This is a genomic window from Lysobacterales bacterium, assembly GCA_019634735.1.
Taxonomy (GTDB): domain Bacteria; phylum Pseudomonadota; class Gammaproteobacteria; order Xanthomonadales; family UBA2363; genus Pseudofulvimonas.
The window spans coordinates 58,578-75,368 of the sequence record JAHCAT010000008.1 but is presented as its reverse complement, the minus strand read 5'-3'; the positions used below and the strand labels follow the sequence as shown (position 1 = coordinate 75,368).

The 16,791-nt window shown below is 70.3% G+C and carries 12 protein-coding genes; 10 read left to right on the top strand and 2 right to left on the bottom strand.

Annotation, left to right across the window (positions count from 1 at the left end):
- Window positions 1-56 precede the first annotated feature (56 nt).
- The gene (locus tag KF823_09110) at window positions 57-1,028 is read left to right on the top strand and encodes a lipid A deacylase LpxR family protein (GenBank protein ID MBX3726064.1); all 972 of its coding nucleotides are present in this window, start codon (window positions 57-59) and stop codon (window positions 1,026-1,028) included.
- Between the two features lie 24 nt (window positions 1,029-1,052).
- Here the strand turns inward: KF823_09110 and KF823_09105 are convergent, their stop codons facing one another.
- The gene (locus KF823_09105; GenBank protein ID MBX3726063.1) at window positions 1,053-2,615 is read right to left on the bottom strand and encodes a phospholipase D family protein; all 1,563 of its coding nucleotides are present in this window, start codon (window positions 2,613-2,615) and stop codon (window positions 1,053-1,055) included.
- 227 nt (window positions 2,616-2,842) lie between these two features.
- Between KF823_09105 and KF823_09100 the strand changes: the two genes are divergently transcribed.
- The 7 genes from KF823_09100 (at window position 2,843) to KF823_09070 (ending at window position 13,380) form a co-directional block, all read left to right on the top strand.
- A complete protein-coding gene (locus tag KF823_09100) occupies window positions 2,843-3,856 on the top strand; it encodes an amidohydrolase family protein (GenBank protein ID MBX3726062.1) in 1,014 nt (337 codons plus the stop codon).
- Between the two features lie 1,097 nt (window positions 3,857-4,953).
- On the top strand, window positions 4,954-7,566 hold the full coding sequence (gene acnD / locus KF823_09095; protein ID MBX3726061.1) for a Fe/S-dependent 2-methylisocitrate dehydratase AcnD: 2,613 nt from the start codon (window positions 4,954-4,956) through the stop codon (window positions 7,564-7,566).
- 37 nt (window positions 7,567-7,603) lie between these two features.
- Complete coding sequence (locus KF823_09090) at window positions 7,604-8,254, top strand: nucleotidyltransferase domain-containing protein (GenBank protein MBX3726060.1); 651 nt, start codon at window positions 7,604-7,606, stop codon at window positions 8,252-8,254.
- Window positions 8,238-8,651 carry a hypothetical protein gene (locus KF823_09085; protein MBX3726059.1) on the top strand — a complete coding sequence of 138 codons (414 nt, stop codon included), beginning with the start codon at window positions 8,238-8,240 and terminating at the stop codon, window positions 8,649-8,651. The genes KF823_09090 and KF823_09085 overlap by 17 nt, the downstream gene beginning before the upstream one ends.
- Window positions 8,652-8,664: 13 nt before the next feature.
- On the top strand, window positions 8,665-9,849 hold the full coding sequence (gene prpF / locus KF823_09080) for a 2-methylaconitate cis-trans isomerase PrpF (GenBank protein MBX3726058.1): 1,185 nt from the start codon (window positions 8,665-8,667) through the stop codon (window positions 9,847-9,849).
- Between the two features lie 152 nt (window positions 9,850-10,001).
- Window positions 10,002-11,621, top strand: a complete 1,620-nt coding sequence (locus KF823_09075) for a FecR domain-containing protein (GenBank protein MBX3726057.1) — start codon at window positions 10,002-10,004, stop codon at window positions 11,619-11,621.
- A gap of 91 nt (window positions 11,622-11,712) precedes the next feature.
- Window positions 11,713-13,380 (top strand): diguanylate cyclase, encoded by a 1,668-nt coding sequence (locus tag KF823_09070; GenBank protein MBX3726056.1) that lies wholly within the window; start codon window positions 11,713-11,715, stop codon window positions 13,378-13,380.
- Window positions 13,381-13,789: 409 nt separating this feature from the next.
- On the opposite strand, the gene KF823_09065 is transcribed toward KF823_09070, so the two are convergent.
- On the bottom strand, window positions 13,790-14,332 hold the full coding sequence (locus KF823_09065) for a DUF3037 domain-containing protein (GenBank protein ID MBX3726055.1): 543 nt from the start codon (window positions 14,330-14,332) through the stop codon (window positions 13,790-13,792).
- 1,154 nt (window positions 14,333-15,486) lie between these two features.
- Between KF823_09065 and KF823_09060 the strand changes: the two genes are divergently transcribed.
- Together KF823_09060 and KF823_09055 are read left to right on the top strand one after the other, a co-directional pair.
- Window positions 15,487-15,945 carry a helix-turn-helix domain-containing protein gene (locus KF823_09060; protein MBX3726054.1) on the top strand — a complete coding sequence of 153 codons (459 nt, stop codon included), beginning with the start codon at window positions 15,487-15,489 and terminating at the stop codon, window positions 15,943-15,945.
- Window positions 15,942-16,517 (top strand): PIN domain-containing protein, encoded by a 576-nt coding sequence (locus tag KF823_09055; GenBank protein ID MBX3726053.1) that lies wholly within the window; start codon window positions 15,942-15,944, stop codon window positions 16,515-16,517. Before KF823_09060 ends, KF823_09055 begins: the two co-directional genes overlap by 4 nt.
- Window positions 16,518-16,791 lie beyond the last annotated feature (274 nt).

The following is a 16,791-nucleotide window of genomic DNA, read 5'->3' as shown; positions in this document are numbered from 1 at the left end:
CCAGTCCGCCGGGTCCGCCGCCACAATGGCGCCCGGACCGCACCCTGCGAGACCCCATGAAACGCGCTCTTGTCCTCCTGCTGCTGGCCGGCCTGCTTGCCGTTGCGCCGGCCCGCGCCGGCACCTTCAGCTTCATCGTCGAAAACGACCTGTTCGCCGACACCGACCAGCACTACACCAACGGCCTGCGCATGGTCTGGGCGGCCGGCCCGGACAGCCGGCCGCCGCCGTGGGCGGTGCGCCTGGCGCGCGCGGTGCCCGGCTTTCCGGACCAGGGCAGTCCCCGCTGGGGCTGGGCGCTGGGCCACAGCATGTTCACACCCTCGGACATCACCCTGGTCGAGCCGCCGGCCGGCGAGCGACCCTACGCCGGCTGGCTGTACCTGAGCGTGGCCATGGCCCAGGTCAGCGGCCGGCGCCTGGACCAGGTCGGTATCACCGGCGGCGTGGTCGGACCGGCCTCGATGGCCGAGCAGAGCCAGCGCTTCGTGCACCGCCTGATCGGCTCAGACACGCCGCGCGGCTGGGACAGCCAGCTGCGCAACGAGCCGGGCCTGGTGCTGACCTGGCTGCGCAGCTGGCGCTCGCTGGCCTCGGCCGACCTGGGGCCGACCACGATCGACCTGACGCCGCACGTCGGCGCGGCGCTGGGCAACGTATTCACCTATGGCAATGCCGGCGCCACCGTGCGCTGGGGCAACCGCCTGCCGGCGGACTTCGGGCCGCCGCGGGTGCAGCCCGGTCTGCCGGGCAGCGGCGACTTCTCGCCCGGCGAGGATTTCGGCTGGTACCTGTTCGCCGGCGTCGAGGGACGCGCGGTGGCGCGCAACCTGTTCCTGGACGGCAACACGTTCCGCAGCGGCCCCAGTGTCGACAGGCGGCCGTTCGTCGGCGACCTGCAGGCCGGTGTCGTGCTGGATTGGCCGCGCCTGCGCCTGAGCTATACCCACGTGATGCGCAGCCGCGAGTACGAGGGCCAGCCGGCCAACGACGACTTCGGCGCCTTCGTGGCGATGGTTAAGTTCTGAGGTCGCCCGCCGACCCCTACCCGTTCAGAGCTGGGATTCGATCGGCAGCCAGGACACCACCCGCGCCAGGCCGCGCCGCCAGGCCGAGGCTTCCGGCTCGCGCGTCCACTGTCGCGGCGGCTGGTTGCGGCGGTCCTCCCAGCGCAGGGAATCGCCCTCCAGCCACAGGCGGTAGCTGGCCTCGGCGTCGATCTTGCCGTCGAACGCCGTCTGAAGGGCGGCGACCAGGTCCGGGCAGGCGAACAGCACGCCCATTTCGGTGTTGAGGTTGATCGAGCGCGGGTCGAAGTTGAGCGAACCGACGAAACCCAGGGCGTCGTCGACGGTGAACGCCTTGGTGTGCAGGCTGGCGCCGCTGGAGCCGAACACGCCGGCATCCACCGGGCCGGTGGCCATCAGCTCGTACAGCTCGACGCCGGCGCGCAGCAGCGCGGGACGGTAGGGCGCATAGCCACCGTGCACGGCGACCACGTCGGTGGCGGCCAGCGAGTTGGTCGCCACCGCGATCCGCACGCCGCGCTCGCGCAGCCGCAGCAGCCAGGCCAGGCCCTCCTCGCCGGGCACGAAATAGGGCGACATCAGGCGCAGGTCGCGCTGCACCCGCTCGATGGCGGCGACCACCGGCGTGATCAGCCAGCCGGCCGGGTCGTTGTCGGTGGCCTTGTCGGCGGGATCGGAGACGACCGCGACCTGGTCGCTCCAGCAGATCCCCCCGGCACCGCGCAAGGAATCGTCGATGCCGTTGCTGGTGGCCACGTGGTCGAGGAAGGCCCGGCCGCCATCGCTGGCGGCCGCATGCGCCAGGCGGGCGCGGAGGTCGTCGAGATCGCGGCCCGGCCGCTTCGCCAGCGCCGCGATCGGGATCACCATCTCGCTGTTCCAGAAGCGGTCGAAGATCGCCGAGGTGTCGTCCACCACCGGTCCGACCAGGGCCAGGTCCGCGTCCAGGAAGTTCATGCCGGCGGCGGCGTCGAAGTATTCGTCGCCGACGTTGCGGCCGCCGACCAGGGCGATGCGGTTGTCGGCGATCCAGGCCTTGTTGTGCATGCGCCGATTCAGGCTGATCGCGCGGGTCAGCAGCTCGACGGCGCGGCGGATGCCGGTGCCGCGGTTGCGGCTGGGGTTGAACATCCGCACCTCGACCTGCGGGTGGGTGTCGAGCACGCGCAGCACCGCGTCCTTGCCGTGGGCGTTGATGTCGTCGAGCAGCATGCGCACGCGGACGCCGCGGTCGGCGGCGGCCAGCACCTCGGCCAGCAGCAGGCGGCCGGACAGGTCGTCGTGCCACAGGTAGTACATCAGGTCCAGGCTGCGTCCTGCGGCCCGTGCGCTCAACGCCCGGGCGGCGAAGGCGTCGACGTTGTCCATCTGCAGGGCCAGGCCGCTGCGCTGGCCCTGCGCCGCCAGCAGCGGCTCGACCCAGCGGTCGATGGCGGTCTGGCCGGCGACCGGGGCCAGGGCATGGCCTTCCTCGCCGCGCGCCCGTTCCGCGAACCGGCCATAGGCGTACAGCGACAGCAGCGAGCCCGCCACCAGGGCGGCCAGCAGCCACAGCACGATGCGCAGGATGCGACGGAACAGCTTCATCGGGGAGGGTCCGAGCGGTTTTCCAGGGTGGGGTGTCGGGTCCGCAGCCGTGCCGCTCGGCGCGCCCCGCGGGCCCCTGCCATTGCCCGCCGCAGGACCTGGACGCGACCAGGGCGGCCCGCCCCTGACTGCGCCGAAAGGCCGTGGCCTGTCGGGCCGGGATTTCCCGTAACTGCGATGGTACGCGGGATCTTCCGGTCCCGTTACCATCCAGGGAGTCCCGCGTCATGAACCGTTCCGTCCTGCTGTCCGCCGTCCTGGCCATCGTGCCCCCGGGCCTGTCGGCGGAAACACCGCCGCCGATCCTCGACGTCCACCTGCACGCCTTCGATCCGGCGACATTCCTGCCTGCCCCGATGCCGATCTGCGTGACCCCCGAGCGGATGCCCGCCCACGATCCCGCCGGCCCCTTTGTCGCGTCGTTCGGTGCCTGGCTGGGTGGTTGCGCCCGCAAGGAGCATTCCGCAGCCGACGCCGACGAGTTGATGCAGCGCAGCCTGGCCGTGCTGGAGCGGCGCAACATCCACGCCGTGGTCAGCGGTCCGCCCGCGCTGGTGCGGACCTGGCGCGAAGCGGCGCCGGACCGCCTGATTCCGGGCGTGACCCTGATCAGCCTGGGCAGCGACGAGCCCGACCTCGAGGCCCTGCGCGCCCTGCATGCCGACGGCGAGCTGGCGGTGCTGGGCGAAGTGGCCGTGCAGTACGTGGGCATGGCGCCCGACGATGCGCGGCTGGCGCCCTACTGGGCGCTGGCCGAGGAGCTGGACATCCCGGTCGGCATCCACATCGGCGTCGGCCCGCCGGGCGTCGCCTACCTGAACTCGCCCGCCTACCGCGGTCGCATGAGCAGCGTCCTGGCCCTGGAGGAGGTGCTGGTCAGGCACCCGCGCCTGCGCGTCTACGTGATGCACGCCGGCTTCCCGATGCTGGACGACCTGCTCACCCTGCTCTACGGCCACCCCCAGGTGTACGTGGACATCGCGATCCTGGCCTACGGGCTGCCGCGCGCACACTTCCATCGTTATCTGCAGCGCATCGTCGAGGGCGGCTTCGTCGACCGGGTGATGTTCGGTTCCGACCAGATGGTCTGGCCCGACACCATCGAGCACGCCATCGAGGCGATCGAGAATGCGCCGTACCTCGACGAAGCGGCCCGGCGCGCCATCCTCTACGACAACGCCGCCCGCTTCCTGCGCCTGGACGAGGCCACCATCGCCCGCCACCACGGCCGCACGCCCTGACCGCGGCGCGGCCCGGGCGGCGAGCGGCCACGGCGATCGGATGAGGAACGACTGTCCGGTTCGTTCCGCGAATCGCCCGTGCGGCGCTCCGCCGAGGGCGCCAGCCGGACCGATCGTCTCCGCCCGGGCCGGGCCACGCGACGCGACGCCAAAAGCCGCATAGCCGGCACAAGCGTACTTGCCATTGCGCCTGACCGGCCGCCCGGCAAGTCTGGCCTGCCCTCTCCCCCGCCCCTCCCCCGCAGGCGGGGGAGGGGAGAATTGAGGTGTCTCGGCGGAATGCACGGCAGTCGGGTGCCACGCAGTGGTCCGGTGGGTCGTCGAAATGCCCTGGGCTGGCGAGCTGCACGGGCCTGTAGGGAAGCCTGGGCCTTTCGAGGCTCAAGAGCCCGGAGGGAGGCACGGTCCTGTCGAGGTGCAAGGACCCGTCGGGAGGCACGGCCCGGTCGAGGTGCAAGGACCTGTCGAGGTGCATGGGCCTGTCGAGGTGCATGGGCTTGTCGAGGTGCATGGGCTTGTCGAGGTGCATGGGCCTGTCGGGGTGCATGGGCCTGTCGGGGTGCAAGGGGCCTGTCGGGGTGCATGGGCTTATCGAGGTGCGTGGGCTTGTCGAGGTGCATGGGCCTGTCGGGGTGCATGGGCCTGTCGGGGTGCATGGGCCTGTCGGGGTGCGAGGACCTGTCGAGGTGCGAGGACCTGCCGAGGTGCATGGGCCTGTCCCAAGCCAAGGGGCTGGCGAGCGGGCAGGGTAGGCGACCTGCCTGGGTCCGACCTGGCGCCGCAGCCGCTTGTACTGCAGGGGTGCATCAGAATCGGACGCCAGGCGATGGCGAACCAGACGCCATGGACGCCACGCCATGGCGAATTGGACGCCACGCCCTGGCGGTGGCGCCGCACTTCTCCCCTCCCCCGCGTGCGGGGGAGGGGCCGGGGGAGAGGGCTGTTGGGGCAGCGCGACAGACCGCCCGGAACCGCGTGCCGTCCCCGCACGGAACGCCCGTTTGCGGCGCGCATCCGGCCGATCCGGCGCCTGCGGCCACGCCCGCCACGGCGATGCGGGATAATCGGCGGCCCGCCCGAAGCCGCATCCGCACGCCATGAACGCCAAGCACCGCAAGCCCCTGCCCGGCACGTCCCTGCACTGGTACGACGCCCGCGAGGCGGTCGAGGCGCTGGCGCCCGGCGCCTGGGACGGGCTGCCCTACGTCTCCCGCGTGCTGGCCGAGAACCTGGTGCGCCGCGCCGACCCGCAGCGCCTGGACGAGTTCCTCGCGCAGATCGTCGAACGCCGCCGCGACACCGATTTCCCCTGGTTCCCGGCGCGCGTGGTCTGCCACGACATCCTCGGCCAGACCGCCCTGGTCGACCTGGCCGGCCTGCGCGATGCCATCGCCGCGCAGGGCGGCGACCCCGCCCAGGTCAACCCGGTGGTGCCGGTGCAGCTGATCGTCGACCACTCGCTGGCCGTGGAGTGCGGCGGCTACGACCCGCAGGCCTTCGAGAAGAACCGCGCCATCGAGGACCGCCGCAACGAGGACCGCTTCCACTTCATCGACTGGACCAAGCGCGCCTTCCGCAATGTCGACGTCATCCCCCCGGGCAACGGGATCATGCACCAGATCAACCTGGAGAAGATGTCGCCAGTGGTCTACGTGCACGACGGCGTCGCCTTCCCGGACACCTGCGTGGGCACCGACAGCCACACCCCGCACGTCGACGCCCTGGGCGTGATCGCCATCGGCGTCGGCGGCCTGGAGGCCGAGAACGTCATGCTCGGCCGCGCCTCCTGGCTGCGCCTCCCCGAGATCGTCGCGGTCGAGCTGGAAGGCCGGCCGGCGCCCGGCATCACCGCCACCGACATCGTGCTGTCGCTGACCCAGTTCCTGCGCGCCCAGAAGGTGGTCGGCGCCTGGCTGGAATTCCGTGGCGAAGGCGCAGCGGCGCTGGGCGTCGGCGACCGCGCGACCATCGCCAACATGGCGCCCGAGTACGGTGCCACCGCCGCGATGTTCTTCATCGACGGCAACACCCTGGACTACCTGCGCCTGACCGGCCGCGACGACGACCAGGTCGCCCTGGTCGAGACCTATGCGAAGGCCGCCGGCCTGTGGGCCGACGACCTGGCCCAGGCCCGCTACGAGCGCACCCTGCGCTTCGACCTCTCGGCCGTGGTGCGGACCATGGCCGGCCCGTCCAACCCGCATGCCCGCGTCGCCACCAGCGAGCTGGCCGCGCGCGGCATCGCCGGCGACCTGGCCGCGGCGCGTGCGCCGCAGGCGCAGGGCCTGATGCCGGACGGCGCGGTGATCATCGCCGCGATCACCTCGTGCACCAACACCTCCAACCCGCGCAACGTGATCGCCGCCGGCCTGCTGGCGCGCAACGCGGTGCAGCGCGGCCTGGCGCGCCAACCCTGGGTGAAGACCTCGCTGGCGCCCGGCTCGCGCGCCGTCCAGCTGTACCTGGAGGAAGCCGGCTTGCTGCCCGACCTGGAGAAGCTGGGCTTCGGCATCGTCGGCTTCGCCTGCACTACCTGCAACGGCATGAGCGGCGCGCTGGATCCGAAGATCCAGCAGGAGATCGCCGAGCGCGACCTGTACGCGGTGGCGGTGCTCAGCGGCAACCGCAATTTCGACGGCCGCATCCACCCCCAGGCCAAGCAGGCCTTCCTGGCCTCGCCGCCGCTGGTGGTGGCCTATGCGATCGCCGGCACCATCCGCTTCGACATCGAGAAGGACGCGCTCGGCGTCGACGCCGACGGCCAGCCGGTCACGCTCAAGGACCTGTGGCCGTCCGACGCGGAGATCGACGCCCTGGTGAAGTCGGCGGTGAAGCCCGAGCAGTTCCGCCGCGTCTATGGCCCGATGTTCAATGTCGCGGTCGAGCACGGCCCGAAGGTCGAGCCGCTTTACGACTGGCGGCCGCAGAGCACCTACATCCGCCGCCCGCCGTACTGGGAGGGCGCGCTGGCGAAGCCGCGCACCCTCAGCGGCATGCGGCCGCTGGCGATCCTGGGCGACAACATCACCACCGACCACCTGTCGCCGTCCAACGCCATCGTCCTGGACTCCGCCGCCGGCGAGTACCTGGCGAAGATGGGCCTGCCCGAGGAGGACTTCAATTCCTACGCCACCCACCGCGGCGACCACCTGACCGCGCAGCGCGCCACCTTCGCCAACCCCAAGCTGTTCAACGAGATGGTCCGCGATGCCGACGGCAGCCTGCGGCAGGGCTCGCTGGCGCGGGTCGAGCCGGATGGCCAGGTCATGCGCATGTGGGAGGCGATCGAGACCTACATGGAGCGCGGCCAGCCGCTGATCGTCGTCGCCGGCAAGGACTACGGCCAGGGCAGCTCGCGCGACTGGGCCGCCAAGGGCGTGCGCCTGGCCGGCGTCGAGGCGATCGTCGCCGAGGGCTTCGAGCGCATCCACCGCACCAACCTCATCGGCATGGGCGTGCTGCCGCTGGAGTTCCAGCCCGGCACCGACCGCCTGACCCTGGCCCTGGACGGCACCGAGACCTACGACGTGACCGGCGCCCCGACGCCGGGCGCGACCTTGACCTTGATCGTGAACCGCCGCGACGGCAGCCGCGTCGAGGTGCCGGTGACCTGCCGCCTGGACTCCGACGAGGAGGTGTCCATCTACGAGGCCGGCGGCGTGCTGCAGCGCTTCGCGCAGGATTTCCTGGAGCAGACGCAGGCGGCGTAAAGGGGGGGGCTCCTTGAAAATGCCCAATCTGGGCAGTATGGTGCCCGATATGGGCACACCTCGGGTCTCCAGGGTCAGCGAAGCGGCAGCGGCCTACGCGCGGGCCAACCTGTCCGACGCGCTGTTCACGCAGACCCGGCAGCGCGTTCTTGCCTGCCTGTTCGGCCGGCCCGGGCGCCGCTATGGCGTCAGCGAACTGATCCAGGCCACCGGTGCCGGCAGCGGCGCCGTGCAGCGCGAGCTGGCCCGGCTTGCCGGCAGCGGCCTGCTGCTGGTCGAGCGCCAGGGCAACCAGAAGCTGTTCCGGGCCAATCCCGACAGCCCTATCCACGACGAGCTCGTCGCCATCGTCCGCAAGACCTTCGGTCTTGCCGAGACCTTGCGCGATGCGCTCGAGCCGATTGCGGACAAGCTGGCCTTCGCCTTCGTCTACGGGTCGGTCGCGAAGGGCGAGGACACCGCCAGCAGCGACATCGACCTGATGCTGGTCTCGGATTCGCTGGGTTATGCCGAGGTGATGGGCGCGCTGGACCCGGCGATCCACGACCTGGGTCGCGATGTCCATCCGACGATCTACACCCGCGACGAGCTGGCCCGACGGATCGAACAGGGAAACGCCTTCATCACCCGGGTGATGGCGCAGCCAAGGCTCTGGCTGGTGGGGACCGAACATGCCCTCGGCGCTTGACAACCTGGTGGGTCCCCACCTGCCTCTGGTCGCCGAGCCGGCCGACGACACCGAAGTCAGCGGCCTGGTCCGCTCTGGCAAGGCGCGGCTTGCCGACGCAGCGAATCCGGCGTTGGCGCTCGAGAGCCGCTTCGACCTGGCGTACAACGCCGCGCATGCGCTGTGCCTGGCGGCGCTGCGCCGGCTGGGCTATCGCGCGCGGCACCGTTACGTGGTCTTCCAGGTCCTGCCCCACACGCTCGGGCTGGGTCCCGAGGTCTGGCGGGTGCTGGACAATGCCCATGCCAGGCGCAACCTCTCCGAATACGAAGGCCACCAGGATCTCGACGAGCGTCTGGTGCTCGACACCGTCGATGCCTGCCGACGGGTGGCCGATCGATTCGATGTCCTCGACTGACGGGATCCAGACCATGCCCCACCCACCCCAGATCCGCATCCCCGCCACCTACATGCGCGGCGGCACCTCCAAGGGCGTGTTCTTTCGCCTGGCCGACCTGCCCGAGGCCGCACGCGTACCGGGCCCGGCGCGCGATGCGCTGCTGATGCGCGTGATCGGTTCGCCCGATCCCTACGGCAAGCACACCGACGGCATGGGCGGGGCGACCAGCAGCACCAGCAAGTGCGTGATCGTGTCGCCGTCGACCCGGCCCGGCCACGACGTCGACTACCTGTACGGCCAGGTCGCCATCGACACCGCCTTCGTCGACTGGAGCGGCAACTGCGGCAACCTCAGCACCGCGGTCGGGCCGTTCGCGATCGCCGCCGGCCTCATCGACCCGGCGCGGCTGCCGCGCGAGGGCAGCTTCCCGGTGCGCATCTGGCAGGCCAACATCGGCAAGACCATCGTCTGCCACGTGCCGATCGCCGACGGCCAGGTGCAGGAGACCGGCGACTTCGAGCTGGACGGGGTCACCTTCCCGGCCGCCGAGATCGTCCTGGAATTCATCGACCCGGCCGACGAGGGCGAAGGCGAGGGCGGCGCCATGTTCCCGACCGGCAACCTGGTCGACACGCTCGAGTTGCCCGGCGTCGGCACCTTTGAAGCGACCCTGATCGACGCCGGCATCCCGACCGTGTTCCTCGACGCCGCCGCCCTGGGCTACACCGGCACCGAACTGCAGGAGGCCATCAACGGCGACGCCGCCGCCCTGGCCCGCTTCGAGGCGATCCGCGCCCACGGCGCCCTGCGCATGGGCCTGATCCGCGATCTCGCCGAGGCGGCGCGGCGCCAGCACACGCCCAAGGTCGCCTTCGTCGCGCCGCCGCAGGACTACCGGGCCAGCAGCGGCCGGCAGATCGCCGCCGCCGAAATCGACCTGTGCGTGCGCGCCCTGTCGATGGGCAAGCTGCACCACGCCATGATGGGCACCGCCGCGGTCGCCATCGCCACCGCCGCCGCCGTGCCCGGCACCCTGGTCAACCGCGCCGCCGGCGGCGGCGCGCGCACCAGCGTCGTTTTCGGCCACCCTTCCGGCACCTTGCGTGTCGGCGCCGAAGCGGAACAGGCCGACGGCCAGTGGACCGTGCGCAAGGCCGTCATGAGCCGCAGCGCGCGGGTGCTGATGGAGGGGTGGGTGCGGGTGCCGCAGGGCTGATGGGACGTACGGGGGGGCGGCCAGAAACGTGCTACAGATCACAGTAATCCCCTAGACTGGGCATTCCAGCAGCCCTCGTCAGCCAGATGCCAAAGTACACCTTGTCGCGCCCCGTCCAGCCTGGCGGAGCCGCCCGTTGGTTCGGAGTTTTCTTGCTGCTGACCATGGCCGTAGACGCCCTGGCCCAGGAATGGTCCTATCGGGTGCGTCCCGGCGACACCCTGTGGGCGCTCGCCGAGGCCCACCTCCATGAACCGGAGGAGTGGTCCAGACTGCTCGAGCACAATGGCCTGCACGACCCGCACGCCCTGGTGCCGGGCAGCCGGCTCCGCATTCCGGTGGACATGCTGCGGGTCCAGCCCGCTCCGGCGCGGGTCGCCCGCGCAACCGGGGAGGTCCGATTGCGGGCCCGCAACGGCGAGGTCAGGACAGGCCAGGCTGGCGAGGCGCTGCACAGCGGCGACGCGCTGGAGACGGGAACGGACAGCACGGCCGACATCAGACTGGCAGACGGGTCGATCCTGCGCGTCCTGCCCGATGCGCGGGTTGTTTTCGACGTGCTGAGCGCTTTTGGTGCCACCGGCATGGTCGACACCCGGATCAGGCTGCAGCGTGGACGGATAGAGTCCGAGGTCGCGCCGGTGCAGAAGCCGGCCGGCCGTTTCCAGATCGACACGGCACCGGTCACGGCGTCGGTGCGCGGAACGGTGTTCCGGTCGGCAGCGGCACCGGACGCGGGCGAGGTCCTCACCGAGGTGACCGAGGGCATGGTCGAGGTCGATACAGTCGAGGGACAAAACCTGCGACTGGGGGCGGGCGATGGGCTGGCCTGGTCGACCGGCGCGCCACGCGAGGCCGTGCCAACGCGCCTGCCTGCCCGCCCGCAACTGGAAGACCTGGGCAGGGCGCCGCTTCGCACCGGGCAGCAAATCGGCTGGCGTGCCGACCCGTCGGCGGGCGGCTACCGGATTCTGTACCTTGTCGGCACGACTAGTCCCGAACTGGTCGCGTCGCAACGCACGCCGGGGGCATCCACCGTGGTGCCAGCGTTGCCACCTGGACCAGTCCAGTTGCGCGTTCGTGCGATCGCCATGGACGGCCTGGAAGGCGAAGAGGCGCGTGTCGATACCGAGATCCTCGTCGGGCCGGAGTCCCCCTTCACCCTGGGGCCGGTCGACGGCGCGATCGGGCCGCCAGGCCGACCGCTGTTTCGCTGGACCACGCACGGATCGGGAACGGTGCATTTCCAGCTGGCGCGCGATGCCGATTTCCAGGAACTGCTGGAGGATGTGGTCGGATTGTCGGGCGGCCGGCACCGGTCGCGGCACCGCCTTTCGGAGGGCAGCTATCACTGGCGGGTTGCCGCAGTCGATGCTGTCGGGCAGCCGGGTCCCTTCGGTCCCGCCCAGACGCTGGTGCTGCAGCCAAGGCCGGGTGCGCCGACGCTGCGTCCGGCCAGCTGGCGTTCGCTGCGCGCACACCCCGCATTGGCCTGGAGCGATGCTCCGCACCAATCGCCCAGTCGCCGCTACCAGGTTCAGATCGCCGCCGACGAAAGTTTCTCCGAGCTGGTGAAGGACGCCGTGGTCGAGGGCACCTCGCTGGCCCTGGATGGCTTGCCCCGGGGGCGCTACCTGGTTCGGATCCGGACCGTCGATAGCGGTTTTCCGGAAGGCAAATGGTCGACCGCGCAGGCGTTCCAGGTAGGCTGTCGGCCATGTCGTGTCCTGGGCGTGGCAGCAGCGGCTGGACTGGTTCTCCTGATGCTGTGAACCTTCCGGCGCCAACGCGGTTGCTGGTGCTGCGCGCTGCGCTGGCACGGCCCGTGCCGGCGGTCGCGCAGAAGCGTCCAATCTGATGCCCATGCCGGCCAGGCGATTCTCGCTTGCACCAGGTCATGCCCTGGCCCGCCTGCTGATCGCGATCGCGGTAGCGGCGATTTCCACGACCCTGGCCTTGACCGAGGCATTGTCGTCGGTCGACGACTGGCTGGTCGACAGGCGGATCTCGTTCTCGCGCACGTTGCCCGACGAGCGGATCCTGCTGGTCCTGATCGACGAGCACAGCCTGTCGGGCCACGGTCGCTGGCCCTGGCCCCGAGCCACTCTGGCCAGCCTGATCGACCGACTGGACGCCGGCAATCCCCGGGCGATCGCGCTCGACCTGCTGCTATCGGAGGTCGAGCCAGGGCAGGGCGACGAGCTGCTGGCCGATGCCCTGCAGCGCAGCGGGCGGGTCGTGCTTCCGGTTGCCGTCGAGGAAGAGCGCCCCGGCGGTGTGCTGATCGAGATCTTGCCGCACGCCGGTCTGGCGCCCCATGCCATGGTGCTTGGACACACCACCGTCGCGCAGTCCCACGACGGCCGCGCACGTGGCGTGTTCCTGCGTGCCGGACTCGGCGGCCCGCACTGGTCGCACCTGTCGCTGGCGCTCACCGAGGGCGCCGACCCCTTGCCGCTCGAACGCCTGCCTGGCATGGCAGCGCCGACCCGAACGGTGTCCTCGCCATTCCTGTGGCAGCAGGATCGCTTCGTCCTGGTGGGCGCGGGGCGGTTCGTCCAGGGCAAGAGACATGACCGGGTGTCGGCCGCTGATGTCCTGGCAGGGCACTTGGACAACGCGACCCTGCAGGATCGCTTCGTGCTGGTCGGCGCCACCGCGAGGGGGCTGGGCGAGCGGCTGCGGGTGCCTGCAGCGTCCGGCGACGCGCTGATGTCGGGTGTGGAATTCCATGCGGCCGTTCTCGACGAATTGCACAACGGGCGGCTGCTGGTGCCCTTGCCGTTGCCTGCCGTGGCCGGCCTGAGCATCCTGCTGGTTCTGACGCCATTCGTCTTCGTTTGGTCGGGGCGGGTGCGTGTCGAACTGCTCTCGGTGTTGGCGGCGATCTCACTGACCATCCTTATCACCGTATTCCTACTTGGGCGTGGCGTCTGGTTTCCGCCCACCGCCGTGCTGTCGGTGCTGATCCTGCTCGTGCCCCTGCTGATGGCCGACAAGGCCTGGCGTTGGCGCATGCTCGCAGACAACGATGGTCTGACCGGCATGGCGAACCGCCGCCGGCTGGACCGCCAAATCGCGATTGAATGGGCCAGTACGCGACGCTCGGGTACGTCCCTGGCGGTGCTCCTGGTCGATGTCGACCATTTCAAGGCCTTCAATGATCGCCATGGTCATGGCGCTGGCGATCAGGCCTTGCGCAGCGTGGCCGAGGTGCTGCTTCGGCATGCCCGACGACCGCACGACCTGGCGGCACGCTATGGCGGCGAAGAGTTCGCCGTCGTGCTTCCCGATTGCGACCTGGACGACGCCACCCGGGTTGCCGAGGAAATCCGTTCCGAGGTGCGTGCCTTGCCACCCCCCAAGGGTCTTCCCGCCGGCGTCGGGCCGCTGACCGTCAGCATCGGTGTCGCCTGTCGGCGCTGGCATGCCGACGGCCGCGCACAGGACCTGCTCGACGATGCCGACCGCGCGCTTTACGCCGCCAAGGCAGCCGGCCGGGACCGTGTGCACGGGCCGGATCCTGGCTGATTGCGTGATCGATCACCGCGCAAGCGCGGCCGGCCGTGGGTGCCGGGGCTGTATCGGGGCAAGGCCGGGCCGGGTTTCGGGGTCTGCGCGATCTGCTGGGTCTGCGAAATTTCGGGACCAGGGTCCGCCCGGGCACAGGCCGACGCAGCCGGCCGGCGAGGACATCGGCATCGAACTGGCGCGGGGCGGCAGGGGTTGTAGGTGTGCCGCCGGGATCGGCTGCGGAGCGCAACCGGTGTGCGCGTTGAACTGGACTTCCGGGGCGCCCGGAAGCAATCGCGTCCGCCACGTGTGCCCCGCCCCCGGACACCCTTGCCGAGGTTGTGCCGCCTGGCTTGTCGTCGTGGGGTGCGGGCCGCCCGCGAGGCGCCGTGTCCGGCAGCCCGGGCCCGGCCGCCGCCCGGCTCGCTCAGCCGGGCTGTCCGGGCAGGCGCACCATCCGGTCCATGAGGTGTTCCAGCATCGCCCCCAGATCGCCGTCGCAGCGACCCATGTGCACGGGCGAGGTCTGGATGATCGCGCTGCGCTGCGCGGTGAGCCAGTGGAAGCGGGCGCGCGGCGGCAGCAGGCCGATCGGCGCCGCGGCTTCGCCGCCGCGGCAGATCGCCGGAATGGCGGCCAGGTGCCGGCCGACCAGCTCCAGGTCGATGGCCGGGTCGAGCGCGCGCAGGCGAGCCGGATCCACCTCGATACGCGCCTCCAGGAACCGGGCGGCCTCGCAGGAGAGGATGACGCCGACGTTGACGAATTCCCCGCGCTCCACGCGCGGCACCACACGTACCACCGCGTAGTCGAAGGTCTCATGCGCGCGCACGGATCGCCTCCTGCACGAAGCCCTGGCGCTGGTCCAGCCGGCGGCTGAGGTACTCCACGTACGCGGCGCGCTGGGTTTGCGGGTCGCCAAAGTCGTCGAGGCCCTGCAGCCAGTCGTCGGGGACCTGGGCCACGGCATCGGGGATGGCGCTGCCGCCCAGACGCTGCGCCATGTCCGCGTCGATGTCCGCGATGCGGTCGGCCCAGGGCAGCAGGACATGGTCCCGGACCAGGGCGAACGGCTTGTCGGCCTGCGCGGTGTCGCCGTTCCAGCCGTGGTGGAAATAGAGCGCCGCGCCGTGGTCGATAAGGAACAGCCGGCGGTGCCAGATGAGCATGTTCGGATTGCGCGCCGTGCGGTCGAGGTTGCTGACGTAGGCGTCGAACCAGACGATGCGCGAGGCCAGTTCAGCGTCGGGCTGCTCGGCGACCGGATCGAAGTTGATCGCGCCGGGCAGGTAGTCCATGCCCAGGTTGAGGCCGGCGCTGGCGCGGATCAGGTCCTGGATCTCCGGATCGGCCTCGGTCCGGGCCAGTTCCGGGTCCAGGTCCATCAGCACGATCTCCGGCACCGGCAGCCCCAGCGCCCTGGCCAGGCTGCCGGCGATGGCCTCGGCCACCAGCGCCTTGGCGCCCTGGCCTGCGCCGCGAAACTTCAGCACGTACAGGCCCTGGTCGTCGGCCTCGACCACGGCCGGCATCGAGCCGCCCTCCCGCAAGGGCGTGACGTAGCGGTTGGCGGCAAGGCGGCGCAGCGGCATCCGGCAAGCTTACCGGTGGCGGCGCGCACTCGGCGCCGGACCGGTGAAGTCCCTGCCAGCGTGCCTTGGCTATCGGGGCTCGCGGCGGAATGGCTCAGGGGGTGTCCAGGAAACCCTGGGCGATTCAGTGGTCGTCTCTGCACATTGTGTGGTTGCCCAGAAGGTGGACCAATCTCGCTGGAGGTGCCAACACCAAGTTGGTTGCTACCCCGCGTTCGAACCCGTTGCATGGACCCTCTTGGAGAGGGTCCTTGGCATCAGGGCACAGGGGGCGCCCGCCAGCCTCGCGCCGAGCGTCTCTCGGGACACGCCCGCCAGCTCGGCGAGCTCTGCCGTGCTGAGGCGCAGTGCAGACCGGACAAGGTCGAGGAGAGACTGAACGCTGGAATGGACCATCCTGAGGGGAAACGGTCCGGGCCGGGCCGGGCGGATTCCCCCAAGGTGCCCGTCAGCCCTGCGTTAAGTTCGGGCGTTTCGGTTATTTCGGTTACGTGCTAGCCTCACCTTCCACCTCCCCGCAGGGGCAAGGCCCATGAACGCCGTCGTTACCACGCCACTTCCCTCCCAGCTACCCACCGAGCAGGAAGCCCGCCTTGCCGGCGAGAGCAGCCGTCTGCTTGCGGCCTGCATTGGTCACGGCGCGGCCGCACGGCTGCGGGTGATCGATGGGGACCAGGAGATCGAGGTGCCGGTGTCGGCGCTGCGGATGCTGGTCGACATCCTGGCGCAGATGGCGCGCGGTAACGCGGTCAGCATCGTTCCCATCCATGCCGAGTTGACCACCCAGGAGGCGGCCGACTTCCTCAACGTCTCGCGCCCGTTCCTGGTCGGGCTGCTGGAGGCCGGCGAGCTGCCGTTCCGCAAGGTCGGCACACATCGCCGCGTGATGTTCAAGGATCTGATGGAGTACCGCGCCCGATCGCAAGTCAGCCGCAAGGCCGCGCTCGATGACCTGGCCCGCGACGCACAAGAGCTCGACATGGGCTACTGAGCGTGGCGAACTTTGTCGCGCTGTTCGACGCCTGCGTTTTCTATCCCGCTCAACTGCGCGACCTCCTGCTGCGTGTCGCGCTCTCCGACGCGTTCAAGGCCCGCTGGACCGACCAGATCCATGACGAGTGGATCGGCAGCCTTCTGCGCGATAGGCCGGACATTACGGCAGAGCGGCTCGGCCATACACGCGAGCTGATGAATCGCGCAGTGCCGGACTGCCTCGTCACCGAGTACGAACCCTTCATCGAGCAGCTGACATTGCCCGACCCGGATGATCGCCATGTGCTGGCTGCTGCCATCCGCTGCCAGGCGGGCGTCATCGTCACCCTGAACGTGCGCGACTTCCCCGACGAGGTGGTGGCGCGCTACGGGATGTCGGTGCAGCATCCGGACGAGTTCCTGGCTCACCTGTTTGATCTGAAACCCGCTGTCGTGTGCACTGCGGTGCGGGAGATGCGTGCTTCGCTGGCGAATCCACCGAAGACCGTGCGCGAGCTGCTCGACGATCTGCTCAAGGCGGGGTTGCCGGAAACGGTGAGCCTGCTGGAGACCATGGAGAACCTGTTGTGAGTGAAGTCTCCACCAGCTTCGAAGCGCGCAACTGGTTGATCGAGACGACGCAACTCGAACTGGTTGGCCCGGGGTCAACTCTCCCCTCCGGCGCCGCGCCGACTGTCCCAGAAACGGTCACAGGCCGCCCGGGGGCGCCTCGTCCCGTCGGTCCGGCCAAAAAAAAACCCGCAAGATCGCGGGCTTGTCGTGGTGGCTATGGGTGGACTCGAACCACCGACCCATTATGAGGGCGTATCCGTTGAACTACCCTGAGTGACATAGATTAACGATG